Annotated in this window: 18 protein-coding genes; 7 read left to right on the top strand and 11 right to left on the bottom strand. The window is 73.3% G+C overall.

The window, feature by feature from the left end:
- Window position 1: 1 nt before the first annotated feature.
- Window positions 2-478 (bottom strand): PTS sugar transporter subunit IIB, encoded by a 477-nt coding sequence (locus A3CE_RS0130265; protein ID WP_020643849.1) that lies wholly within the window; start codon window positions 476-478, stop codon window positions 2-4.
- 375 nt (window positions 479-853) lie between these two features.
- Between A3CE_RS0130265 and A3CE_RS0130260 the strand changes: the two genes are divergently transcribed.
- Window positions 854-1,798, top strand: a complete 945-nt coding sequence (locus tag A3CE_RS0130260) for an MBL fold metallo-hydrolase (RefSeq protein WP_026469018.1) — start codon at window positions 854-856, stop codon at window positions 1,796-1,798.
- Window positions 1,799-1,883: 85 nt separating this feature from the next.
- Here A3CE_RS0130260 and A3CE_RS0130255 read toward each other — a convergent pair whose 3' ends face one another.
- Window positions 1,884-2,381: a MarR family winged helix-turn-helix transcriptional regulator gene (locus A3CE_RS0130255; RefSeq protein WP_020643847.1), complete on the bottom strand. Its 498-nt coding sequence runs from the start codon at window positions 2,379-2,381 to the stop codon at window positions 1,884-1,886.
- A 75-nt stretch (window positions 2,382-2,456) separates the two neighbouring features.
- On the opposite strand from A3CE_RS0130255, the gene A3CE_RS0130250 reads away from it, so the two are divergent.
- A complete protein-coding gene (locus tag A3CE_RS0130250; protein ID WP_020643846.1) occupies window positions 2,457-3,362 on the top strand; it encodes an EamA family transporter in 906 nt (301 codons plus the stop codon).
- 188 nt (window positions 3,363-3,550) lie between these two features.
- Window positions 3,551-4,357, top strand: a complete 807-nt coding sequence (locus A3CE_RS0130245; RefSeq protein ID WP_245589612.1) for a lipase family alpha/beta hydrolase — start codon at window positions 3,551-3,553, stop codon at window positions 4,355-4,357.
- Here the strand turns inward: A3CE_RS0130245 and A3CE_RS0130240 are convergent.
- From A3CE_RS0130240 to A3CE_RS0130230, 3 genes are read right to left on the bottom strand one after another with little or no spacing between them, the layout of a single operon-like run.
- Window positions 4,347-5,189, bottom strand: a complete 843-nt coding sequence (locus A3CE_RS0130240; protein WP_020643844.1) for an ABC transporter permease — start codon at window positions 5,187-5,189, stop codon at window positions 4,347-4,349. The two genes, A3CE_RS0130245 and A3CE_RS0130240, sit on opposite strands and share 11 nt — an antisense overlap.
- The gene (locus A3CE_RS0130235) at window positions 5,186-6,097 is read right to left on the bottom strand and encodes an ABC transporter ATP-binding protein (RefSeq protein ID WP_020643843.1); all 912 of its coding nucleotides are present in this window, start codon (window positions 6,095-6,097) and stop codon (window positions 5,186-5,188) included. The genes A3CE_RS0130240 and A3CE_RS0130235 overlap by 4 nt, the downstream gene beginning before the upstream one ends.
- Window positions 6,094-7,221, bottom strand: coding sequence for a LolA-like protein (locus tag A3CE_RS0130230; protein ID WP_020643842.1), 1,128 nt, complete (start codon window positions 7,219-7,221; stop codon window positions 6,094-6,096). The genes A3CE_RS0130235 and A3CE_RS0130230 overlap by 4 nt, the downstream gene beginning before the upstream one ends.
- 179 nt (window positions 7,222-7,400) lie before the next feature.
- Between A3CE_RS0130230 and A3CE_RS0130225 the strand changes: the two genes are divergently transcribed.
- Entirely contained in the window at window positions 7,401-8,468 is a 1,068-nt protein-coding gene (locus tag A3CE_RS0130225; RefSeq protein ID WP_020643841.1) for a methyltransferase, read from the top strand.
- 66 nt (window positions 8,469-8,534) lie between these two features.
- Here A3CE_RS0130225 and folP read toward each other — a convergent pair whose 3' ends face one another.
- Window positions 8,535-9,407, bottom strand: coding sequence for a dihydropteroate synthase (gene folP, locus A3CE_RS0130220; RefSeq protein ID WP_026469016.1), 873 nt, complete (start codon window positions 9,405-9,407; stop codon window positions 8,535-8,537).
- A 95-nt stretch (window positions 9,408-9,502) separates the two neighbouring features.
- Between folP and A3CE_RS0130215 the strand changes: the two genes are divergently transcribed.
- Entirely contained in the window at window positions 9,503-10,159 is a 657-nt protein-coding gene (locus tag A3CE_RS0130215) for a rhomboid family intramembrane serine protease (RefSeq protein ID WP_020643839.1), read from the top strand.
- Here A3CE_RS0130215 and A3CE_RS0130210 read toward each other — a convergent pair.
- On the bottom strand, window positions 10,152-10,652 hold the full coding sequence (locus A3CE_RS0130210; protein WP_020643838.1) for a YceI family protein: 501 nt from the start codon (window positions 10,650-10,652) through the stop codon (window positions 10,152-10,154). The genes A3CE_RS0130215 and A3CE_RS0130210 overlap by 8 nt on opposite strands.
- Window positions 10,649-11,206 (bottom strand): hypothetical protein, encoded by a 558-nt coding sequence (locus A3CE_RS0130205; protein ID WP_020643837.1) that lies wholly within the window; start codon window positions 11,204-11,206, stop codon window positions 10,649-10,651. The genes A3CE_RS0130210 and A3CE_RS0130205 overlap by 4 nt, the downstream gene beginning before the upstream one ends.
- A 121-nt stretch (window positions 11,207-11,327) precedes the next feature.
- On the opposite strand from A3CE_RS0130205, the gene A3CE_RS55440 reads away from it, so the two are divergent.
- The gene (locus tag A3CE_RS55440; protein ID WP_020643836.1) at window positions 11,328-14,126 is read left to right on the top strand and encodes an ATP-binding protein; all 2,799 of its coding nucleotides are present in this window, start codon (window positions 11,328-11,330) and stop codon (window positions 14,124-14,126) included.
- On the opposite strand, the gene A3CE_RS0130195 is transcribed toward A3CE_RS55440, so the two are convergent.
- Window positions 14,062-14,901, bottom strand: coding sequence for an alpha/beta fold hydrolase (locus A3CE_RS0130195; protein ID WP_020643835.1), 840 nt, complete (start codon window positions 14,899-14,901; stop codon window positions 14,062-14,064). The genes A3CE_RS55440 and A3CE_RS0130195 overlap by 65 nt on opposite strands.
- 156 nt (window positions 14,902-15,057) lie before the next feature.
- Between A3CE_RS0130195 and A3CE_RS0130190 the strand changes: the two genes are divergently transcribed.
- The gene (locus A3CE_RS0130190) at window positions 15,058-15,822 is read left to right on the top strand and encodes a trypsin-like serine peptidase (protein ID WP_020643834.1); all 765 of its coding nucleotides are present in this window, start codon (window positions 15,058-15,060) and stop codon (window positions 15,820-15,822) included.
- Between the two features lie 65 nt (window positions 15,823-15,887).
- Here the strand turns inward: A3CE_RS0130190 and A3CE_RS0130185 are convergent, their stop codons facing one another.
- Together A3CE_RS0130185 and A3CE_RS0130180 are read right to left on the bottom strand one after the other, a co-directional pair.
- Complete coding sequence (locus A3CE_RS0130185) at window positions 15,888-16,715, bottom strand: DUF11 domain-containing protein (protein ID WP_020643833.1); 828 nt, start codon at window positions 16,713-16,715, stop codon at window positions 15,888-15,890.
- A 177-nt stretch (window positions 16,716-16,892) separates the two neighbouring features.
- Complete coding sequence (locus A3CE_RS0130180; RefSeq protein ID WP_020643832.1) at window positions 16,893-17,519, bottom strand: TetR/AcrR family transcriptional regulator; 627 nt, start codon at window positions 17,517-17,519, stop codon at window positions 16,893-16,895.
- Between the last annotated feature and the right edge of the window lie 37 nt (window positions 17,520-17,556).

The raw sequence follows: 17,556 nt of genomic DNA, 5'->3' as shown, positions 1-17,556 counted from the left end.
GCTAGAGCCCTTTCCGGTCGAGCAACGGGACGAATTCGGTCGGCTTGTCCTGGGGCATCAGCTGGGTGACCAGCGGGATGCCCGCGGCGGCGAGCTTCCGGTAGGCGTCGGCCTCGTCCGCGGTGACCGCGATCGAGCGGGTCACCATGGTGAACGTGGCGCCGGGCCGCGGCGCGACGTTGCCGACGTTGACGACCTCGGGCCGCAGTCCGCCTTCGACGAGGCGGAACGCGTCCTCGGGGTGCTGCGCGATGATCATGACGTCCCGGCCGGCGGGTGCGGCCAGCGCGTCGGCGACCGACAGCACGTCGGTCGGCAGGCCGCGGGCGGCCTGCGGGAGCAGCATCCGCTGCAGGTCGTCGGCGGCGACGTCGTCGTTGCAGACCAGCAGCCGGCGTACGCCGAGCCGCCGGGTCCACGCGACGGTGACCTGACCGTGGATGAGCCGGTTGTCGATCCGGACGTGTTCCCCCGCCATGTGTCTCCTCCCGGCCGGCAAGGAGACATACTGGTTCGTACCAGTATCTGTGTCAATACTGCCCGTGACCGGCCATCCGGACCAACGGCTTCGCGCGGCCGACGGTAGGACCCCTCAGACCTGCCGTCGGCCCGCGAGCGCGAAGCCCCCTCGGTGTTTCCCGGACCCTCCCATAAAGGTATATACCAGTATGGACGGTCGAGATCGACTGTCAAGACCTGCGCCGATGATCGGTCCGAGAAAATTATCGACCGTTCAACCGATCGAAATTTGAAGGATTGCCGAAGGGGCTCCCGGCCCCGAAGATTCCCGGGGAAAGCGCAACCTGGCCCGGCCACCGTCGTTAACCGCTTCGTCAGTTCAGGGGAGGACACCATGCCGGCCGTCAGATCGAACATCGTCCCGCTTCGGCACGCACGCCCGGGAGTGGTGGCGTACGTGAAGAGCCCGGCCGAGTGGTTCGTCGCGAACAGCGGCTGGATCCAGGGCAGCGACGGCGTCGTGCTGATCGACACCTGCGGCACCGAGCAGGCGACACTGGAACTGCTGCGCGACGTCCGCAAGTACGCCGGTGACCAGGCACTCACGGTCGTGATCACCCATGCGCACGGCGAACACCACAACGGCCTCGGCGTCGCTCTCCGCGACGGCGGAACGGCACTGGCCGCGCCAGGCAGCGTCGAGCTGGTCAAGGCGGGTCCGCAGACCTACGGCAACGTCTTCACCTGCACCCGCTGGGGCGTGCTCGAGCCACCGGAGCCGGACGCGGTACGGCCGGTGACCGGCTGGCAGCAGCTCGACCTCGGCGGCGCATCCGCCGACGTGGTGGCCGTGCCGGGCGTCGCGCACACGGCGGGCGACCTGGTGGTGCACGAGCCGCGGTCGGGCACGCTGTTCACCGGCGACCTGGTGTTCATCGGCAGCACACCGGTGGCGGTGCACGGCTCGATCCCGGGCTGGCTCGACGCGCTCGACTGGCTCCAGGACACGTTCCGGCCGCGCACCGTGGTGCCCGGCCACGGCCCGGTGGCGACCCCGGGCCACACCGCGTTCCACGCGATGCGCGTCTACCTGGAGTGGCTGCTGGAGGCGACCGCGCGCCAGTCCGACTTCACGAAGCTGGCGAAGCAGGCGTCGCTGCGGTGGCCGGGATGGCTCAACCCGGAACGGCACGTCGGCAACCTGATGCGCGCGTACGCCGACCAGCACGGCCGCAAGCTCGACGTCGACCTGGCGATCGACGCGGTCCTCGCGGCCGCGGGCGGCCGCATCGACCTCGACTACCTGCTGGACGGCGAACCGGTCCGGCAGATCTCCTAGCCCCCGGACGTCGTGAACGACTCGTTCATGTCATCCGACGTCATCAACGAGTCGTTCACGACGTTGCCACCGGCGCCGGCGCTGGTCAGGAGCCCGCGCCGCCCAGGCTTTCCAGCAGCGTGCGCAGCGTCGCGGCCAGTTCGTCGCGCTCGCCGGCATCCAGCGCGGCCAGGATGCGGTGCTCGGTTTCGACGTGGTCCGGCAGGACCCGGTCGATCAGCTCGCCGCCGGCGCCGGTCAGCTCGACGCGGACCCCGCGGCCGTCCGCCTCGTCCGGGGTGCGCTCGACCAGCCCGCGGGCCTCCAGCTTGTCGAGCCGCTGGGTGACGGCCCCGGACGTGACCATGGCCGAGCGCATCAGCTCGGTCGGGGTCAGCCGGTAGGGCGGCCCGCTGCGGCGCAGGGTCGCGAGGACGTCGAAGGTCGAGCGGTCCAGGCCGTGGCGGGCGAACGTGCGGCGCAGCTCCGCGTCGACCAGCGCGCTCAGCCGACTCAGCCGGCCAATCACCCCCATGGGGGATACGTCGAGGTCGGGACGCTCCGCGTGCCACTGCTCCAGGACCCGGTCCACGTGGTCGGCCATGGCCTCAGCGTAACGGATGCCTTAGCGGTAAGTGAGTAGTAGCGATCTACCTTAGCGCTGAGGTAATCTGCCTTAGTGCTAAACAACCGACTCGCCGTCGTCCTCGTGACCGCCCTGGCCCCCGCGATCTGGGGCACCACCTACCTCGTCACGACCGAGTTCCTGCCGCCCGGCCGCCCGCTGCTCGCCGCGGTGATCCGCGCCCTGCCCGCCGGGCTGCTGCTGGTCGCGCTCACCCGCCGCCTGCCGAAGGGCGACTGGTGGTGGCGCTCGCTCGTGCTCGGCACCCTCAACATCGGCGCCTTCCTGGCCCTGCTGTTCGTCGCCGCCTACCGGCTGCCCGGCGGCGTCGCCGCCACCCTCGGCGCCCTGCAGCCGCTGATCGTCGCGGGCCTGTCCACCGGCCTCCTCGGCGAACGCCTCAACCGCCGGACGGTGCTCGCCGGCCTCGCCGGGGTGCTCGGGGTCAGCCTGCTGGTCCTGCAGTCCGACGCCCGCCTCGACGCGCTCGGCGTCGCCGCCGCGGCCGGCGGCGCGGTCGTGATGGCCACCGGCGTCGTGCTGAGCAAGCGCTGGACGTCCCCCGCCCCGCTGCTGGCGACGACCGGCTGGCAGCTCGTCGCCGGCGGGCTGGTGCTCGTGCCGGTCGCGCTGGCCGTCGAAGGCGCTCCCCCGGCGACGCTGTCCGGCGCGAACCTGGCGGGCTACGGCTACCTCTCGCTGATCGGCGCCGCGCTGGCGTACGCCTTGTGGTTCCGCGGGATCCGCGCGCTGTCCGCGACGCACGTGACGTTCCTCGGCCTGCTGAGCCCGGTCGTCGCGACCCTGCTCGGCTGGCTCGTGCTCGGCCAGCGGCTGACGGCGTGGCAGCTGCTCGGCGCCGCGATCGTGCTCGCCGCCGTCGTGCTCGCCCAGCGGCGCAAGAGGACCGGGCAGTCTTCGACGACCGCTCGCCAGGCCACCGACTCCGCGATGGTTTGAACGACTCGCGTGATCCAGGCCGTACCTCGCGTGATCCAAGACGCAACTGGCGTGATCCAAGCCGTATCCCGCGTGATCAGAGCCGTAACTCGCGAGTTACGGCTTCAATCACGCCAGTTACGGGTTCGATCACGCGAGTTCCGGTTTCCAGCACGCGGGTGTGACGTCGGCCGGGTCATCATGGAACCGTGCGGATCACGGCCTGGTGGGGCGGACTCAGCCCGCGGCGACGCTTGATGCTGAGCTGTGTCGCCGTGGCCGTGGTCGCGGTGGTCGCCGCCGCCGTCGTCGCCACCTCCGGTGCGAAAGCCGCGCCGGAGGCCGGGACACCCGACCAGAACCGGCCCGGCCCGGTGCTGCTCGTGCCCGGTTACGGCGGCGGGCAAGGAGCGCTCGACGAGCTCGCCGCGCGGATCCGGCAGGCCACCGGCCGCACCGCCGAGGTGCTCACCCTCGCCGGGGACGGCACCGGTGACCTGGTGGAACAGGCCACCGTCCTGGCCGCGGCCGTCGAAAGGGCGTACGAACAGGGAGCACCTTCGGTCGACGTCGTCGGATACTCCGCCGGCGGGGTCGTGGCCCGGCTGTGGGTCAGCCGCGAGGGCGGCGCCCACCAGGCCCGCCGGGTGGTGACGCTCGGCGCGCCGATGCACGGCACCGGACTGGCCACGGCGGGCGGCGCGCTCGTCCCGGGCGCGTGCCCTGCCGCGTGCGTCCAGCTCGCGCCGGGCAGCAGCCTCATGCGGGAGCTGACGAAGGAGCCGATCCCGCCGGCCCTGCCGTGGCTGTCGGTCTGGACCGAGCGGGACGAGACGGTCACCCCGCCGGACTCCGCCCGGCTCGACGGCGCCGTCAACGTCGCCCTGCAGCAGGTCTGCCCCGGCAACCAGGCCGCCCACGGCGACCTGCCCACCGACCCGGCCGTCACCGAGCTCGTCCTCCAGGCCCTCGGCACCGGCCCGCTCGAAGCTCCCACGGACTGCCTCAGCTCGTGACGTCCTTCGTCGAGAAGTTCGCCCACGCCGCGCCGAAGAACACCACGATGTAGCCGGCCTGCAGCAGCAGTCCCTGGCCGATGTTGTGCCACAGCACCGGATCGCGGAAGAAGTCGATCCACGACAGCCAGTAGTGCGTCGGCAGGTAGGGCTTCACGGACGCGGCCGCGTCGAGGGCCTCCAGCACCGAGCTGGTGATCAGCACGGCCAGCCCGCCCAGTGCGGCCCCGAGTGCGGAGTCGGTCACCGTCGAGAGGAACACGGTGATCGCGGCGAATCCCAGCATCGACATCACGATGTAGGTCACCGCGCCCAGCAGCCGCAGGCCGAGCGCGGACGAGCTGAGCGACTGCCCCGACAACGACGTGACGCCGGACGGCTGCCCGCCCGGGCCGGCGATGCCCGGGGTGCCGCCGGTGCCGAACAGGAACACCCCGAGCACCAGCGAAGTCAGCACGACGATGACGATCGCCGCGGTCACGTAGACGGCCAGCGCCACCATCTTGGCGCCCAGCAGCCGGGTCCGCCCGACCGGGCGCACCAGCAGGTAGCGGAGGGTGCCGCCGGCGGCCTCGCCCGCGATCGCGTCGCCCGCGACCACCGCGACCGCGATCGGCAGGAACAGCGGCAGCACGAGCGCGAGCGCGGCGGCCGGGTACAGCGCGCCGTCGTTCACCACCGCGGACAGGAACGCCCCGCCCTGCCCGGGCGGCGGCGCGAAGTCGGCCGTCGCCAGGAAGACGCCGACGATCGCGGGCAGCAGGCACAGCAGCAGCACGCTGACCCACACCCGCGGCCGCAGCGCGAGCTTCCGCAGCTCGACGCCGATCATCCGGCCGCCCCGAACCGGTCCGAGCCCGGACCCGTCACGTCGAGGACGACCTGCTCCAGCGTCCGCTGCTCGGCGTGGATGGATGTCACGCGCACCCCGGCTCCGACGAGCAGCGCGTTGAGCGCCGCCGGGTCGCCGTGCCGGATGACCAGCCGGTCGCCGTCGCGGGTCTCGAGCTGCCCGTCGAGGACGGCGGCCGCCGCGGCGGCGTCCGGCGTGCCGACCAGCACCCGGCCGGTCGCCGCCCGCAGCGTGGCCAGGTCCTCCTGGAGCACGAGCCGTCCCCGGTCGACGACGCCGACGCGTGTGCACAGCTGCTCCACCTCGGCCAGCAGGTGACTCGACAGGAACACCGTGGTGCCGCCCGCGTTCAGCGCCACGAGCAGTTCCCGGATCTCCTTGATGCCCTGCGGGTCGAGGCCGTTGGTCGGCTCGTCGAGGATCAGCAGCCGGGGCCGCCGCAGCAGCGCGCCGGCGAGCCCGAGCCGTTGCCGCATGCCGAGCGAGTACGCCTTCACCGGCCGCTGGTCGACCCCGCCGAGCCCCACCTGCTCCAGGGCTTCGTCGATGCGACGGCGTCGCGTGCGCCGGCCGCCGCCGCGCCCGGCGGCGTCGAGCAGCGCCAGGTTCCGCCGTCCGGACAGGTGCGGGTACGCGGCCGGGCTCTCGACGAGCGCACCGACGTCGGGCAGCACTTCGGCGACCCGTTTCGGCACCGGTTTCCCGAGCACTTCGATCTCGCCGGTAGTGGCGTAGACCAGGCCGAGCAGCATCCGGACCAGGGTGGTCTTGCCCGAGCCGTTCGGGCCGAGGAAGCCGTAGCGATCACCTTCGCGGACATCGAGGTCCACCGCGTCGACGGCCACCGTGGTGCCGTACCGCTTGGTCAGCGCGCGCGTGACGATCATCGGCCGCTCCGGCGCAGCCGGGACAGCTCGTCGGCCACCGACTTCAGTACGTCCGGGGTCACCGTCCCGGCCAGCAGGTACGAGCGGCGGGAGACGGCCGAGCGGACGATCGCCAGCGACAACGGCGTGATCGACAGCTGCACCACGGTGCCGGCGGCCAGCTTGACCTGCGTCCCGCCGGCCTTGCCCGCGGCGTCACCGGCCGCCGCGGCGACAGTGCGCGGCACGGCGATCACGGCGAACGACGCGAGCCCGTTGCCGTAGAGCGCGGCACCCTCGATCCCGCCGAAGCCCGGCGACGTCACCGGACGGCCGGCGAGCTTCGCCGGCAACGGCACCTCCCCCATCGCGCCGAGCACACTGGCGACGTCCGGGGCGCTCGCCACGGTGAACCCGGACCCGAGCGCCGGCCGCGGCGCCTCGACGACCGGCGTCGTCTGCGCCAGCTCCCGGAACTCGGTGACGAAGATCGGTGCCCGCTGCCCGCGGGCGGTCAGCTCGACCCGCACGGCCACGCCGGTCGCCGGGTCCGCCCAGACGTCGACCTGCCCGATCGTCGTGTCCGGGTCGGCGGGGACGAGCCGGAGCCCGGACGCGGCGACCCCGGCGACGTTCCGCCCGGGCAGCGCGCTCACTCTGTCGTTGCCGGCGGCGCGGAGGATCCGCCGGGCGAGCTCGGGCGGCAGCAGGTCCCCGGCGCGCGGGAGCCGCACGGCCGGCTCGCCGATCAGCTCGGTCAGCGTGTTGTCGCCGTAGTCCCACGTGTATTCGCCGTCGGGCAACCGGTAGACGTCGTGCTCGCCGGCGGTGCCGAGGATGTCGACGCGGTAGCGGTCGGGTCCGGCGTACCACGCGCGCATCGGCGTCTTCATCGAGAAGAGCGCGGTGACGGAGCCGAGGTTCGGCAGCTCGGGCAGGGCGAGCGAACCGGTGCTTTCGGCGTAACCCTGGTACGGCCGCCCGGCGGAGTCCAGGACGAGGGCGCGCAACCGGGCCGGGTCGGCCGCCGCCCCGGCCGGGGCGAGCGCGGCGACGACCGACGGCGCGGACACGAGCACCACGGCCGCGGCGGCGGCGACCGCCCACCGGCGCCGCTTCTCGTGCCGTACCACCGAGGGCGTCATCCGGCATCACCTCTGCGTCCTTTGTACGCCATGGAAGTCCGGTCCGGGCTATGGTCGGACGGTGACGACCCCCGTTCATGCTGCTGTCCTGAGCTAGTTCCCGCTCCGGTCCTTCGCACACCCCGCACCTCTCGCGGGTTCTTCGTCGTGCCCGCAGCAAGAACGGAAACCCTTCACCCGTGGCTTTTCTCGTCCTGCCCGGCGAACCCGATCGCCGGCTGTTCACCCCGCCGCCGCGCCGCGTCGTCGCCGCCGACGACCGGCTCCCGGCCGACGCCGCCCTCCGCGCGATGTCCTCCGCTACCGCGCTCCTGTGGCTCGGCAGCTACCCGGCCGCGCGGCACCTGCTCGACGCCGTGAACCGGCGGATCCCGCCGCCCCCGCCGGACGATTACCCCCGCTACCGCGCCGACCGGGCCCGCCGGGCCCGGCTGCTCTCCCTGCTGTACGTGCCGCTGGACCCGGGGCACGTCGTCCCGCTGCGCCGGGCCCCGGACGTCCGCACGGCGTGCACCGCGGTCTACGGCCCTCTGGACGTGCCGGCGGCGGTGCCGCTGCGGGAGCTGCTCGGCGTCCTCGGTGCCGCCGAATGGCGTCGCCGGGGCATCGCCGTCCCGGCCCTCGGCGCGCGGATCCACCCGCACTACGGCGTTTTCGCGCCACTGCGGCAGGAATACGTCGACCTCGTCGCGGAAACGCCGTTACCCGGCACGGAACTGGTGTTCGACATCGGCACCGGCTCCGGCGTGCTCGCCGCCGTGCTCGCCCGGCGCGGGGTCGAGCGGCTGGTGGCGACGGACTCCGATCCCCGCGCCGTGGCGTGCGCGGCCGAGAACCTGGCCCGGCTGGGCTTCGGCGCGCGCGCCGAGGTCGTGCGCGCGGACCTGTTCCCGCCCGGCCGGGCGCCGCTGGTGGTGGCGAACCCGCCGTGGCTGCCGGGCCGGCCGCGCACGCCGCTCGACCACGCCGTCTACGACCCGGGCAGCCGGATGCTGCGCGGTTTCCTCGACCGGGCGCGCAGGCACCTGACCCCGGACGGCGAGGCGTGGCTCGTGCTGTCGGACCTCGCCGAGCACCTCGGCCTGCGCACGCGCGCCGCGCTGCTCGGCTGGATCACGGCGGCGGGCCTGCGGGTCGTCGCTCGGACCGAGGCGGTTCCGCGCCATCCCCGCGCGCTCGACCCCGCCGACCCGCTGCACCGGGCCCGGTCCGCCGAAGTGACGTCCCTCTGGCGCCTCAGTCCATAGTGGACAAGAAGCACGCCGATGCCATGAACGACTCTTTCCTGTCTTCTGACGACAGGAAAGAGTCGTTCACCGCATCGCGAAACCCGCCACCGCTTCCACCGCTTCCCGCGTCTCCCGGACGTTGTGGGCGCGGAAGACCGCGGCGCCGGCGTGCGCCGCGATCGCCGTCGCCGCGAGGGTGCCCGTCAGGCGGTCGTGGGCCTCGACGTCCAGGGTCTCGCCGATGAGGTCCTTGTTCGACAGCGCGACCAGCACCGGCCAGCCGGTCGCCACCAGCCGGTCGAAGTGCCGGAGCAGCTCAAGGCCGTGCCGGGTGCTCTTGCCGAAGTCGAAGGTCGGGTCGACGAGCACGCCGCCGCGCGGGACCCCGGCGGCGACGGTCCGCTCGGCCGCGGTGGTCAGCTCGGCGACGACGTCCGCGACGACGTCGTCGTAGCGGGGCCAGAAGGGCCGGTCCGGGGTCGGCGCGGGGTACGGGTCGGTCCGGACCGGCATGCCCCCGACGTGGGAGCAGACGTAGCCCGCGCCGAACTCGGCGGCGATTTCGACCAGCTTCGGGTCGGCGCCCGCCCAGGTGTCGTTGAGCAGGTCGGCACCCGCTTCGCAGACCTGCCTGCCGACCTCGTGCCGCCAGGTGTCGACGCTGATGACCAGCCCCGGGTGGCGGTCGCGCACCTCGGCGACGAACGGCACCACCCGGCGAATCTCCTCGTCGACGTCGACCTCGGGCCCCTCGCCCGCCTTCACCCCGCCGATGTCCACGATGTCGGCACCGGCCGCGACCGCGCGGTCGACGGCGTCCCTGGCCGCGTTCCCGGCGAACGTCGCGCCCTTGTCGTAGAACGAATCCGGCGTGCGGTTGACGATGGCCATCACCAGGGCGCGGTCGCCGGGCATGCGGCGGCCCCGGAAGACCACCTCCGGCCGGTGTGACGTCATGGTCATCACCCTGCCAGGTCACAGCTGGGGCCGGAACGCCGCGTCCGGGCCCACCGGCGGTTATTCTCGGCGCGCAACCGAGCAGGGGGAAACGCATGAGTACGACCAGTGAAGGTCCGGCCCGCAGCGAAGCCGAGTCGATGATCGCCGAGGCCAAGAAGGCCCTGTGGGTGATGGTCGGCCTGCTGGCGGTGCTGTGGCTGCTGCAGATCGTCAACGCCGTCGAAGGGTACGACCTGAGCACGGAGTTCGGCATCGAGCCGCGCGACCCGGCGTCGCTGCCGGAGATCTTCAGCGCGCCGTTGATGCACTCCGGCTGGGCCCACATCGAAGGCAACTCGGGGCCGCTGTTCGTGTTCGGGTTCCTCGCCGCCTACCGCGGGGTGAAGAAGTGGCTCAGCGTGAGCGTGCTGATCATCGTCGCGAGCGGGCTGGGCGTCTGGTTCACCGCGCCGTCGCACTCGATCACCATCGGCGCCAGCGGCCTGGTGTTCGGTTACTTCGGCTACATCATCGTGCGCGGGCTGTTCGACCGGCACCCGATCGACATCGTGATCGGGCTGGTGATGGCATTGTGCTTCGCCTACCAGTTCACGGCGCTGCTGCCCACCGACGAGCGGATCAGCTGGCAGGGACACCTGTTCGGGTTCGTCGGCGGCATCATCGGCGGCTGGCTCTTCCGCGATCGGCGCCCGAAGGCGGTCGCCACCCCGGACGCGGCGACCACCCTGCTCCCCAAGGACTTCAGCTAGGCGGCTCGAGTTCCGCCTCGACGTCGATCCGGACGTACCGGCCGATCACCGCTCGCGGCACCCGCATGCCGAGCGGCGCCCGGTCGAGCGTCCCGGTGGCGCGGACCCGGGTGCCATCCGGGACGACGGTCAGGGTCAGCGGGCACGACGTCCCCCGAAGCCACAGCTCGCCGGTGACTTCCCAGCCGTCGCCGCGCCGCTGGACATCGGCGGCCACGAACGTCATCTCCGGGCGAGCGCCGCTGTCCAGCAGGTTGGGCTTGCGAAGGTCGGCGTCGCGGCGCTCGTTCCGTGTGTCGAGCGTGCCGAGGTCCAGTTCCGCCCGGACGGCCGTCACCTCGCCGTCAGTCACCTCGACAACGCCCGTACGAACGGGAATCGTGCCGCGCACCCGGTTGAAGCCGAAGTTGCGGACCTCGAAGGCCGCCGTCGTCCGTCCACTGAGGACGGTCCACGTCCCGGTGCGGAGCGTGGCCGCCGGGTGCGGGCTCATCGCGCACCCGCCGGCGCCGGCAGGTGCGCGTGCAGCACGCGGTGCAGGTCGACCCGGTCCGCGCCGGGCAGCAGCGCGGGGTCCTCACCGGGCAGCAGCTCGGTGGCCATGATCGCCTCCTGGACGGCTTCGACCGTCGCCAGCGACGCGGTGAACCCGACGATGACCAGGGACCGGTCTTCCGCGATGAGGGCGTAGGTCGTGCCGACGCCCTCGATGCCCCGGACCGCGGGCCAGATGCGCTCGCGCCCCGCGCGCTGCTCGGCGGCCGACTGGTCGGCGCCGCGCGGGCCGTCGAACCAGGTGATCTGGGCGTAGGCGGCCGCGTCCGACGCCGGGTGCACGTCGGCGACCCGGTAGACGCCGGTGTCGAGCCAGGTCGTCCCGGCGGGCTGCCGGGACGCGGCCTCGCCCGCGGCCGCGGCGTCGGGCCAGAAGGTGACGACGGCACCGGCCTGGCCGCCGAGCTGGGTGAGCGTGGCGGCGCCGAGGGCGCCCTCGCCGAGGTCGTGAGTCCCGAGAGGACTCCGGAACTGGTGGATCGTGGCGTGCATCGGACGCTCCTTTTCGCTGGTCAATGCGTTGGGAGCCACTTTCGCCGCGGACCGCGTCCCGGGCATCAGTGCCAGTACGGAGAACGGCGCTGAAACCGGACGCGGAGGGGATACTGCTCGGGTGACGCGCAGCGAACCGTTCGTCGGGCGGGCCGGTGCCGCGGCCGACCTGCGCGCGTGGCTCGCGGCGGCGGCCGAGGGCTCCGGCGCGCTGGTGCTCGTCGGCGGCCCGGCGGGGATCGGCAAGACCCGGCTGGTCGAGACGGTCACGGACCGGGCCGCCGTCTGGGGCCGGTGCGTCGACGACCCCGGCGCCCCGCCGCTGTGGCCGTGGCGGCGGGTGCTGCGGGCGCTGCCGGAGGCGGGCGCGGAGGTTTCCCGGGCGCTGGCTGACCTCGACGGCCGCGACGGCGCCGACCTGGTCGCGGCCCGGTTCCGGTTCGTCGCGGTGGCCGCCGACGCGCTGGTCGACGCGGCCGGCCCGGACGGCCTCGTCGTGGTCCTCGAAGACGTGCACTGGGCCGACGAGGCGTCGCTGCGGCTGTTGCGGCACCTGGCCGGGGAGATCCGCCGCTCCCGGCTCGCCGTGGTCGCGACGTACCGGGACACCGGCTCGGCCGGCCCGCTCTTCGAGGCGCTCCCGGACCTGCTGGGCCGGCCGGGCACGGAAAGCCTCCGCCTGGACCCGCTGACCGAGCCCGACGTCCGCGCCTACCTCGCCGGGATCGGCCGGGCGGGCGTCGACGCCGTCGACGCGTTGCGGCGGTCGGGCGGGAACCCGCTGTACCTCAAGGCGGTGGCGCGGTCCTCGGCGACCGGCGGCGGCGAGGCGGAGCTGCGTCACCTCGTCCGCACCACGGTCGCCGGGCTGGACGCGGGGACGCGCGAGCTGCTGGCGATCGCCTCGGTCCTCGGCGAAGAGGTCGACGCGCACATCGTCGCCGAAGTGGCCGGGCAGCCGGTGGACGACGTCGTCGTCGCGCTCGACCGCGCGGTGCGCGCTCGCGTGCTGCTGCCGGCGGTCGCCGGCTCCCGGCGGTTCGCCCACGCCGTCGTGCGCGACGGGATCTACGCCGACCTCGACCAGGGCGTCCGCGAGGAGCTGCACGCCCGGACGGCGGCCGCGCTGGAGCACCGGGCCGAGCCGGGGGTGGTCGCCGGGCACTGGCTGCGGGCCGCGGCGACGCCGGACGCCCTCGCCCGCGCGGCGGACTGGGCCGAAACGGCGGCGCGGGACGCGACCCGCTCACTCGCCTTCACCGAAGCCGCGCGTTTTCTGGCCCTCGCGCTCGGCAGCCGTCGCCGCGCGGGCACCCCTGACGGGCTCGCCGCCCTGCTCGTCGACCTCGCGACCGCGGAGTACCGGGCGGGCCGGTTCGCCCGCAGCCTGGACCACGCCCGCGAGGCCGCCGGGCTGACGTCCGATCCGATGCTGGCCGCCGCCGCGGCCCTCGTCGTCCGGGACACCGCCGCGCCCGGCCTGTTGCCGGAGATGGCCGCGCTCACGGCGTCCGCGCTGGCCGCGATCGGCCCGGACGGGGACCCGGCGGTGCGGGCGAAGCTGCTCGCGCAGTCGGCCTCGGTGGCGGCCGACTGCGGGAAGACGAGCGAAGCGGCGAAGACCGCCGACGAAGCGCTGTCCCTCGCGGAGCTGTCCGGCGACCAGGAAGCGCGGCTCGACGCCGTCCGCGCCCGGCTGAAGACGCGCCCGAGGGAGCTGCCCCTGGCCGAACGGCTGCGGCTCGGCGCGCTCGCCGTGTCCCTCGGCGGCCCAGGACGGCCGCTCGTGGCGCTGTGGGGGCACAAGTGGCGGATCGACGCGGCGTTCGAGGTCGGCACGATTCCCGCCGTCGACGCCGAGCTGAGCGCGATCTCCGACCTCGCGGCGACGACGCGGCTGCCGCTCGTCCGCTGGCACGAGCTGCGGTTGCGGGCGTCCGTCGCGGCCTACCGCGGCGCGTTCGCCGAGAGCCGCGAGCTGAACCGGCTCGCGAGCGAGCTCGCGGAGGCGGAACTGGGCGAAGACCGGTCCACGGTCGCGATGTCCTTCGCGTTCGCGCAGCAGCTGGCCGACGTGGTCGGCGACCCGGCCGAGCTGCCCGAGGGGTACGGCGAGCTGCTGGCGATCGCGCCGCCGCTGCCGATCACGGTCGTCTCCCGGCCGCTGTGCGCCCTGATCGCCGGCCGCCGCGACGAGGCGCGCGCCGCCTACGACGCCCTGCGCCCGCACCTGCGCGACCCCGACTTCGTCGAGCATCCACCGGGGATCGGCCCGAGTCTCCTGCCGCTGCTGGAAGCGTTCGAGGACCTCGAAACCGCGGAGTGGCTCGCGAAGCGGATGGACGGCGAGCCCCCGATCGGCTCGGGTGGCGCGGGCACCTTCTGCAGCGACTGCTCCAGCAGCTGGGCCGGCCGCCTGGCCGCCCTCCTCGGGCAGCACGCCGAGGCCGTGCCGCTCTTCGAGGAGGCGATCGCATGGGACACGCGGCTCGGCGCCCGGCCCTACGTCGTGCACAACCGCGTCCGGCTGGCGGCCGAGCTGGCCGCGCTGGGGGAACTGCCGCGCGCGGAGACGCTGGCCCGGCAGGCCGCCGACGAAGCCCGGCGGCTCGGCATGCCCCGCTGGGTGCGGAAAGCCACCGAGTTGCTCGACCGGGTGCGCACCGAGGCCGACCCGCTGACCGGCCGCGAACGGGAGATCGTGGCGCTGGTGGCCGGCGCGCTGAGCAACCGCCAGATCGCCCACCGGCTGGTGCTGTCCGAGCGCACGGTGGAAAGCCACGTCCGCAGTGTCCTGGCCAAGCTGGGCCTGGCGAACCGGACGGAGGTGGCGGCGTGGGCACACCGCCGGGGCCTCACGACGGTGCCGACCGGGGCTCCGCCCCGGGCCGGGGGCTCCGCCACCCGGAACCCCCCATGAGCGGGCCGAACGCGAACACCGCCTCGGTGAACTGGTCCGGGTCGAAGTCCATCGCCTGGTGCGCCTGCCCGCGCATCGGCACGACGTCGGCACCGGGGATCCGCTCCGCGACCGCGTCGGCGGCGAGCCGGAGGTAGCCCGGGCTTTCCGTGCCCGCGAACAGCCGGACCGGGACCGCGATCCCGGCCAGCCGCTCGTCGAACACCATCGCTTCGACGACGTCCAGTTCGCGCGGGATCGTGGCCGCCGCGGCCACCCGGGCCTGCCAGACCGGCGTGCCGCGCATCGCCTCGACGGCCGCCGGGGCGAGCCGGAGCGCCTCCCCGAGGAAGATCTCCAGGATCTCCTCCGGATCTTCGGCCGCCTTCATGCGGGCCCGCGCGTCCGGCCCGACGACGAACCCGCCCGGCTCCGGCCGCGGCGGCTCGTAGGCCACGAGCCGGCCGATCGCGTCGGTGATCTGGGCCGCCTCCAGGGCGCACAGGGCACCGTAGGAGTGCGCGACGACGTAGACGTCTCCCCCGGCGGCCTCCGCGACGGCGGCGATGTCCTCGCCTTCCCGCCGGATGCCGTACCTGCCGGCCTCGGCGCGGCTCAGGCCCCGGCCGCGGCGGTCGAGCAGGTGGAGGCGGTAGCGCCGGCCCAGCCGCTCGCGGACCGCGGCCCAGCGGGTGTGGTCCGCGCCGGTGCCGTGGACCAGGACCATCGGCGGCCCGTCGCCGTACGTCTCGAACCCGACGACCGTCCCGTCGGGCGAGGTGACCGATCTCGACATGGCTTCGAGGCTAACGACGAACTACCGCACAGCCCCGGCTCACGCCGAAGACCGCGCGTTCGGGCAGCCTGTGTAGCGCTGTGAGGTCACTATGAGGTCGCTGTGCATCGGGCCGCGCACGCTGCGGATCCGGCGCCGCTGTGGTGATCTGGACCGGTGGCGATCAAGTTTCCCCGCACCGCGCTGACGACCGCGGCGGCGTTGCTGGTCCTGGGGACCGGGCTGGTCCTCGGCACCGGCACGACCGCCGACGACGCCTACGCCGCGGGCGTGCCGGCCCCGGTCACCACCCCGGCACCGGCTCCGGTCACCCCCGCTGCTCCGCCCCCGCCGAAGGCCGCCTCCCCGGTCGGAGCACTGTTCGCGAACGGCAGCCATTTCTGCAGCGCGAGCGTCGTGCACTCCGGCGCCGGCGACCTCGTGCTGACCGCCGCGCACTGCGTCAAGGACGGCATGTCTTTCGCACCGGAGTACCACGACGGTGTCGCGCCACTGGGAATGTGGACGGTGACCGGGGTGGCCGTCGCCGGCGGCTGGACGTCGTCCGCCGACCCGGATCTGGATTTCGCGTTCCTCACCGTCCGGCAGGCCGGAAACGCGAACTCGCTGGAAAGCCTCACGGGCGCGAACGTGCTCGGCACGAACCGCGGATTCGACCACCGGATCACCCTCACGGGCTACCCCGACACGACCGATTCCCCGGTGGTTTGCGAAGGAACCACCACACGTTCCGACACCTACCAAATGCGCGTGGCGTGCCCCGGTTTCCCCGACGGCACCAGCGGCGGGCCGTGGGTGACCGACGGCGCGGTCATCGGCGTCATCGGCGGTTACCAGCTCGGCGGCGACACCCCGGACGTCTCCTACAGTCCCTATTTCGACGACGACATCGCAAAGCTGTACGCGTCGGTCACCGGCTGAAAACGCGAGAACCGGACCCGTGTCCCTGGCGGAAGACACGAGCCCGGTTCACCTCTCGCGAACCCTCAGCAGGTCACGATGAGCCCGGTGAGCGCCGAGCACGTCTTCGACGCGCTGTCGTTGGCGCTGGTGGGATCCTCCGGCGAGCTCGCCGTCCGCACCGCCGTCGTGGTGTACGAACCGAGCGCGAGCAGGCCGCCGTTCACGGAGAACTTGGGCGTCGCGGAAGCGCCACTGGCCAGCGAAGCGACGTCACAGTTCACGGTCCGCGTGCTGCCGACGTGGGTACAGCCGGAGCCGCTCGCGAACGACAGGCCCGCGGGATAGGTGGCCACGACCCGGATTCCGGTCGCCGTGGACGGGCCGTTGTTCGTCACGGTGAGCGTGTAGTCGATGCGCGCGTTCAGCCCGCCGTGCCCGGTCGCGCCCAGCGCGACCTTGACGTCGGCGTAGGTCACCGGGTTGGCGATCGTGATGACCGGGCCGTCGAAGGTCTCGAAGGCGTAGTTGTCGCCGACGAACTGGTGCTGCAGCGTGAACTGCCCCGGCGCCGCGGTGTCCTTGACGCGCAAGGTCCACACCGTGGTCTTCGTGCCGCCCGCCTCGAGGTCGCCGAACGCGGCCCGGTAGCTGCTCCCGGCCTGGAAGCAGCCGACCGCCGTCGTGTTGGTGCAGGACACGATGTCGACGACGTCGACGATCGCGGTCGGAGTGCCGTAAATGGCGCCCTTCGCGAAAGTCACCGTGAAATCGCGGTCGTTGTGAATGGTTTGCGTGACCGTGAATGTCTGTCCCGGCAGCACGGTGGTGGGACTGACTTCGACGGAACTGGTGGGCGTGTCCGCCTGCGCGGCGGGCGCGATTGCGATGAACGCCGTGGCCAGTGCGGCCACCGAGGACAGAATCGTGGTCCGTCGCCAGCTTCTTTGCATAATCGTCATCTCGCTGTTCCGGTCCGGGGAATGCCGCTCTGACAGATGTTGCGTGGTCTTTTGTGGACAGCCGACGCTGATCAGTCGTCGCGTTCCCGGAATTCGTTACCGCCATCCGGACGCGCCGCGGCACCGCCCTCAGGAGGGACGCCAGCGGCCGTTCATCTCACCCGGGCGCGGCGGTGGGCCCGGCAGGTCGGGCCCACCCGCCGACAATCCCTCGACGAGCAGGGCGAGGTACCGGCGCCGCAGCTGCGCGGTGCGCTCCGGGTCGTCGACGCGGATCGCCGCGCAGCACTCGAGGATCATGCCGACGTCCTCGGCGACGGCGTCACTGCGCAGGCGCCCGCTCTCGTGGGCCCGGGCGACCAGGCCCGCCGCCAGCTCGTTGGCCCGGCGGGCGTCGGAGCCCATCTCGGGCGTCGGGGTGAACGTGCCCGCGAGGTGGACGGTCAGCGAGTGCACGTCGGCGTCCACGACCCGGGTGAGGAACCCGGTCAGCGCCGTCCAGCCGTCGGGCTCTTCGGCGGCGATTTCGGCTTCGTCGATGAACCGGCGGAGGCCGTCGTGGCAGAGCCGGCACAGCAGCACCTCCTTGCTGGGGTACCGCCGGTAGAGCGCGCTGATCCCGACCCCGGCACGGTCGGCGACGTGCGAGATCGGCGCCTTCGGGTCCACGAGGAAGACCTGGCGGGCGGCATCGAGGATGACGACATCGTTGCGGGCGGCCTGGCCGCGGCGGCCGGGCAGGGCTGTCTCACTCATGACCCGAGATTAGCACTGGAACGGATCGTTCCGCTCT

The sequence above is a fragment of the Amycolatopsis balhimycina FH 1894 genome (assembly GCF_000384295.1).
Classification (GTDB): Bacteria; Actinomycetota; Actinomycetes; order Mycobacteriales; family Pseudonocardiaceae; genus Amycolatopsis; species Amycolatopsis balhimycina.
The sequence above is the reverse complement of the archived record's forward strand: the minus strand, read 5'-3'. Positions and strand labels throughout refer to the sequence as shown.

Bases quoted from the DNA above. Each gene is read 5' to 3' on its own strand.
- A3CE_RS0130265 (WP_020643849.1), bottom strand. From the start codon at position 478: ATGGCGGGGGAACACGTCCGGATCGACAACCGGCTCATCCACGGTCAG.
- A3CE_RS0130240 (WP_020643844.1), bottom strand. From the start codon at position 5,189: ATGATCGGCGTCGAGCTGCGGAAGCTCGCGCTGCGGCCGCGGGTGTGG.
- folP (WP_026469016.1), bottom strand. From the start codon at position 9,407: ATGACGTCACACCGGCCGGAGGTGGTCTTCCGGGGCCGCCGCATGCCC.
- A3CE_RS0130195 (WP_020643835.1), bottom strand. From the start codon at position 14,901: ATGTCGAGATCGGTCACCTCGCCCGACGGGACGGTCGTCGGGTTCGAG.
- A3CE_RS0130260 (WP_026469018.1), top strand. From the start codon at position 854: ATGCCGGCCGTCAGATCGAACATCGTCCCGCTTCGGCACGCACGCCCG.
- A3CE_RS0130230 (WP_020643842.1), bottom strand. From the start codon at position 7,221: ATGACGCCCTCGGTGGTACGGCACGAGAAGCGGCGCCGGTGGGCGGTC.
- A3CE_RS0130180 (WP_020643832.1), bottom strand. From the start codon at position 17,519: ATGAGTGAGACAGCCCTGCCCGGCCGCCGCGGCCAGGCCGCCCGCAAC.
- A3CE_RS0130205 (WP_020643837.1), bottom strand. From the start codon at position 11,206: ATGCACGCCACGATCCACCAGTTCCGGAGTCCTCTCGGGACTCACGAC.
- A3CE_RS0130210 (WP_020643838.1), bottom strand. From the start codon at position 10,652: ATGAGCCCGCACCCGGCGGCCACGCTCCGCACCGGGACGTGGACCGTC.
- A3CE_RS0130215 (WP_020643839.1), top strand. From the start codon at position 9,503: ATGAGTACGACCAGTGAAGGTCCGGCCCGCAGCGAAGCCGAGTCGATG.
- A3CE_RS0130235 (WP_020643843.1), bottom strand. From the start codon at position 6,097: ATGATCGTCACGCGCGCGCTGACCAAGCGGTACGGCACCACGGTGGCC.
- A3CE_RS0130255 (WP_020643847.1), bottom strand. From the start codon at position 2,381: ATGGCCGACCACGTGGACCGGGTCCTGGAGCAGTGGCACGCGGAGCGT.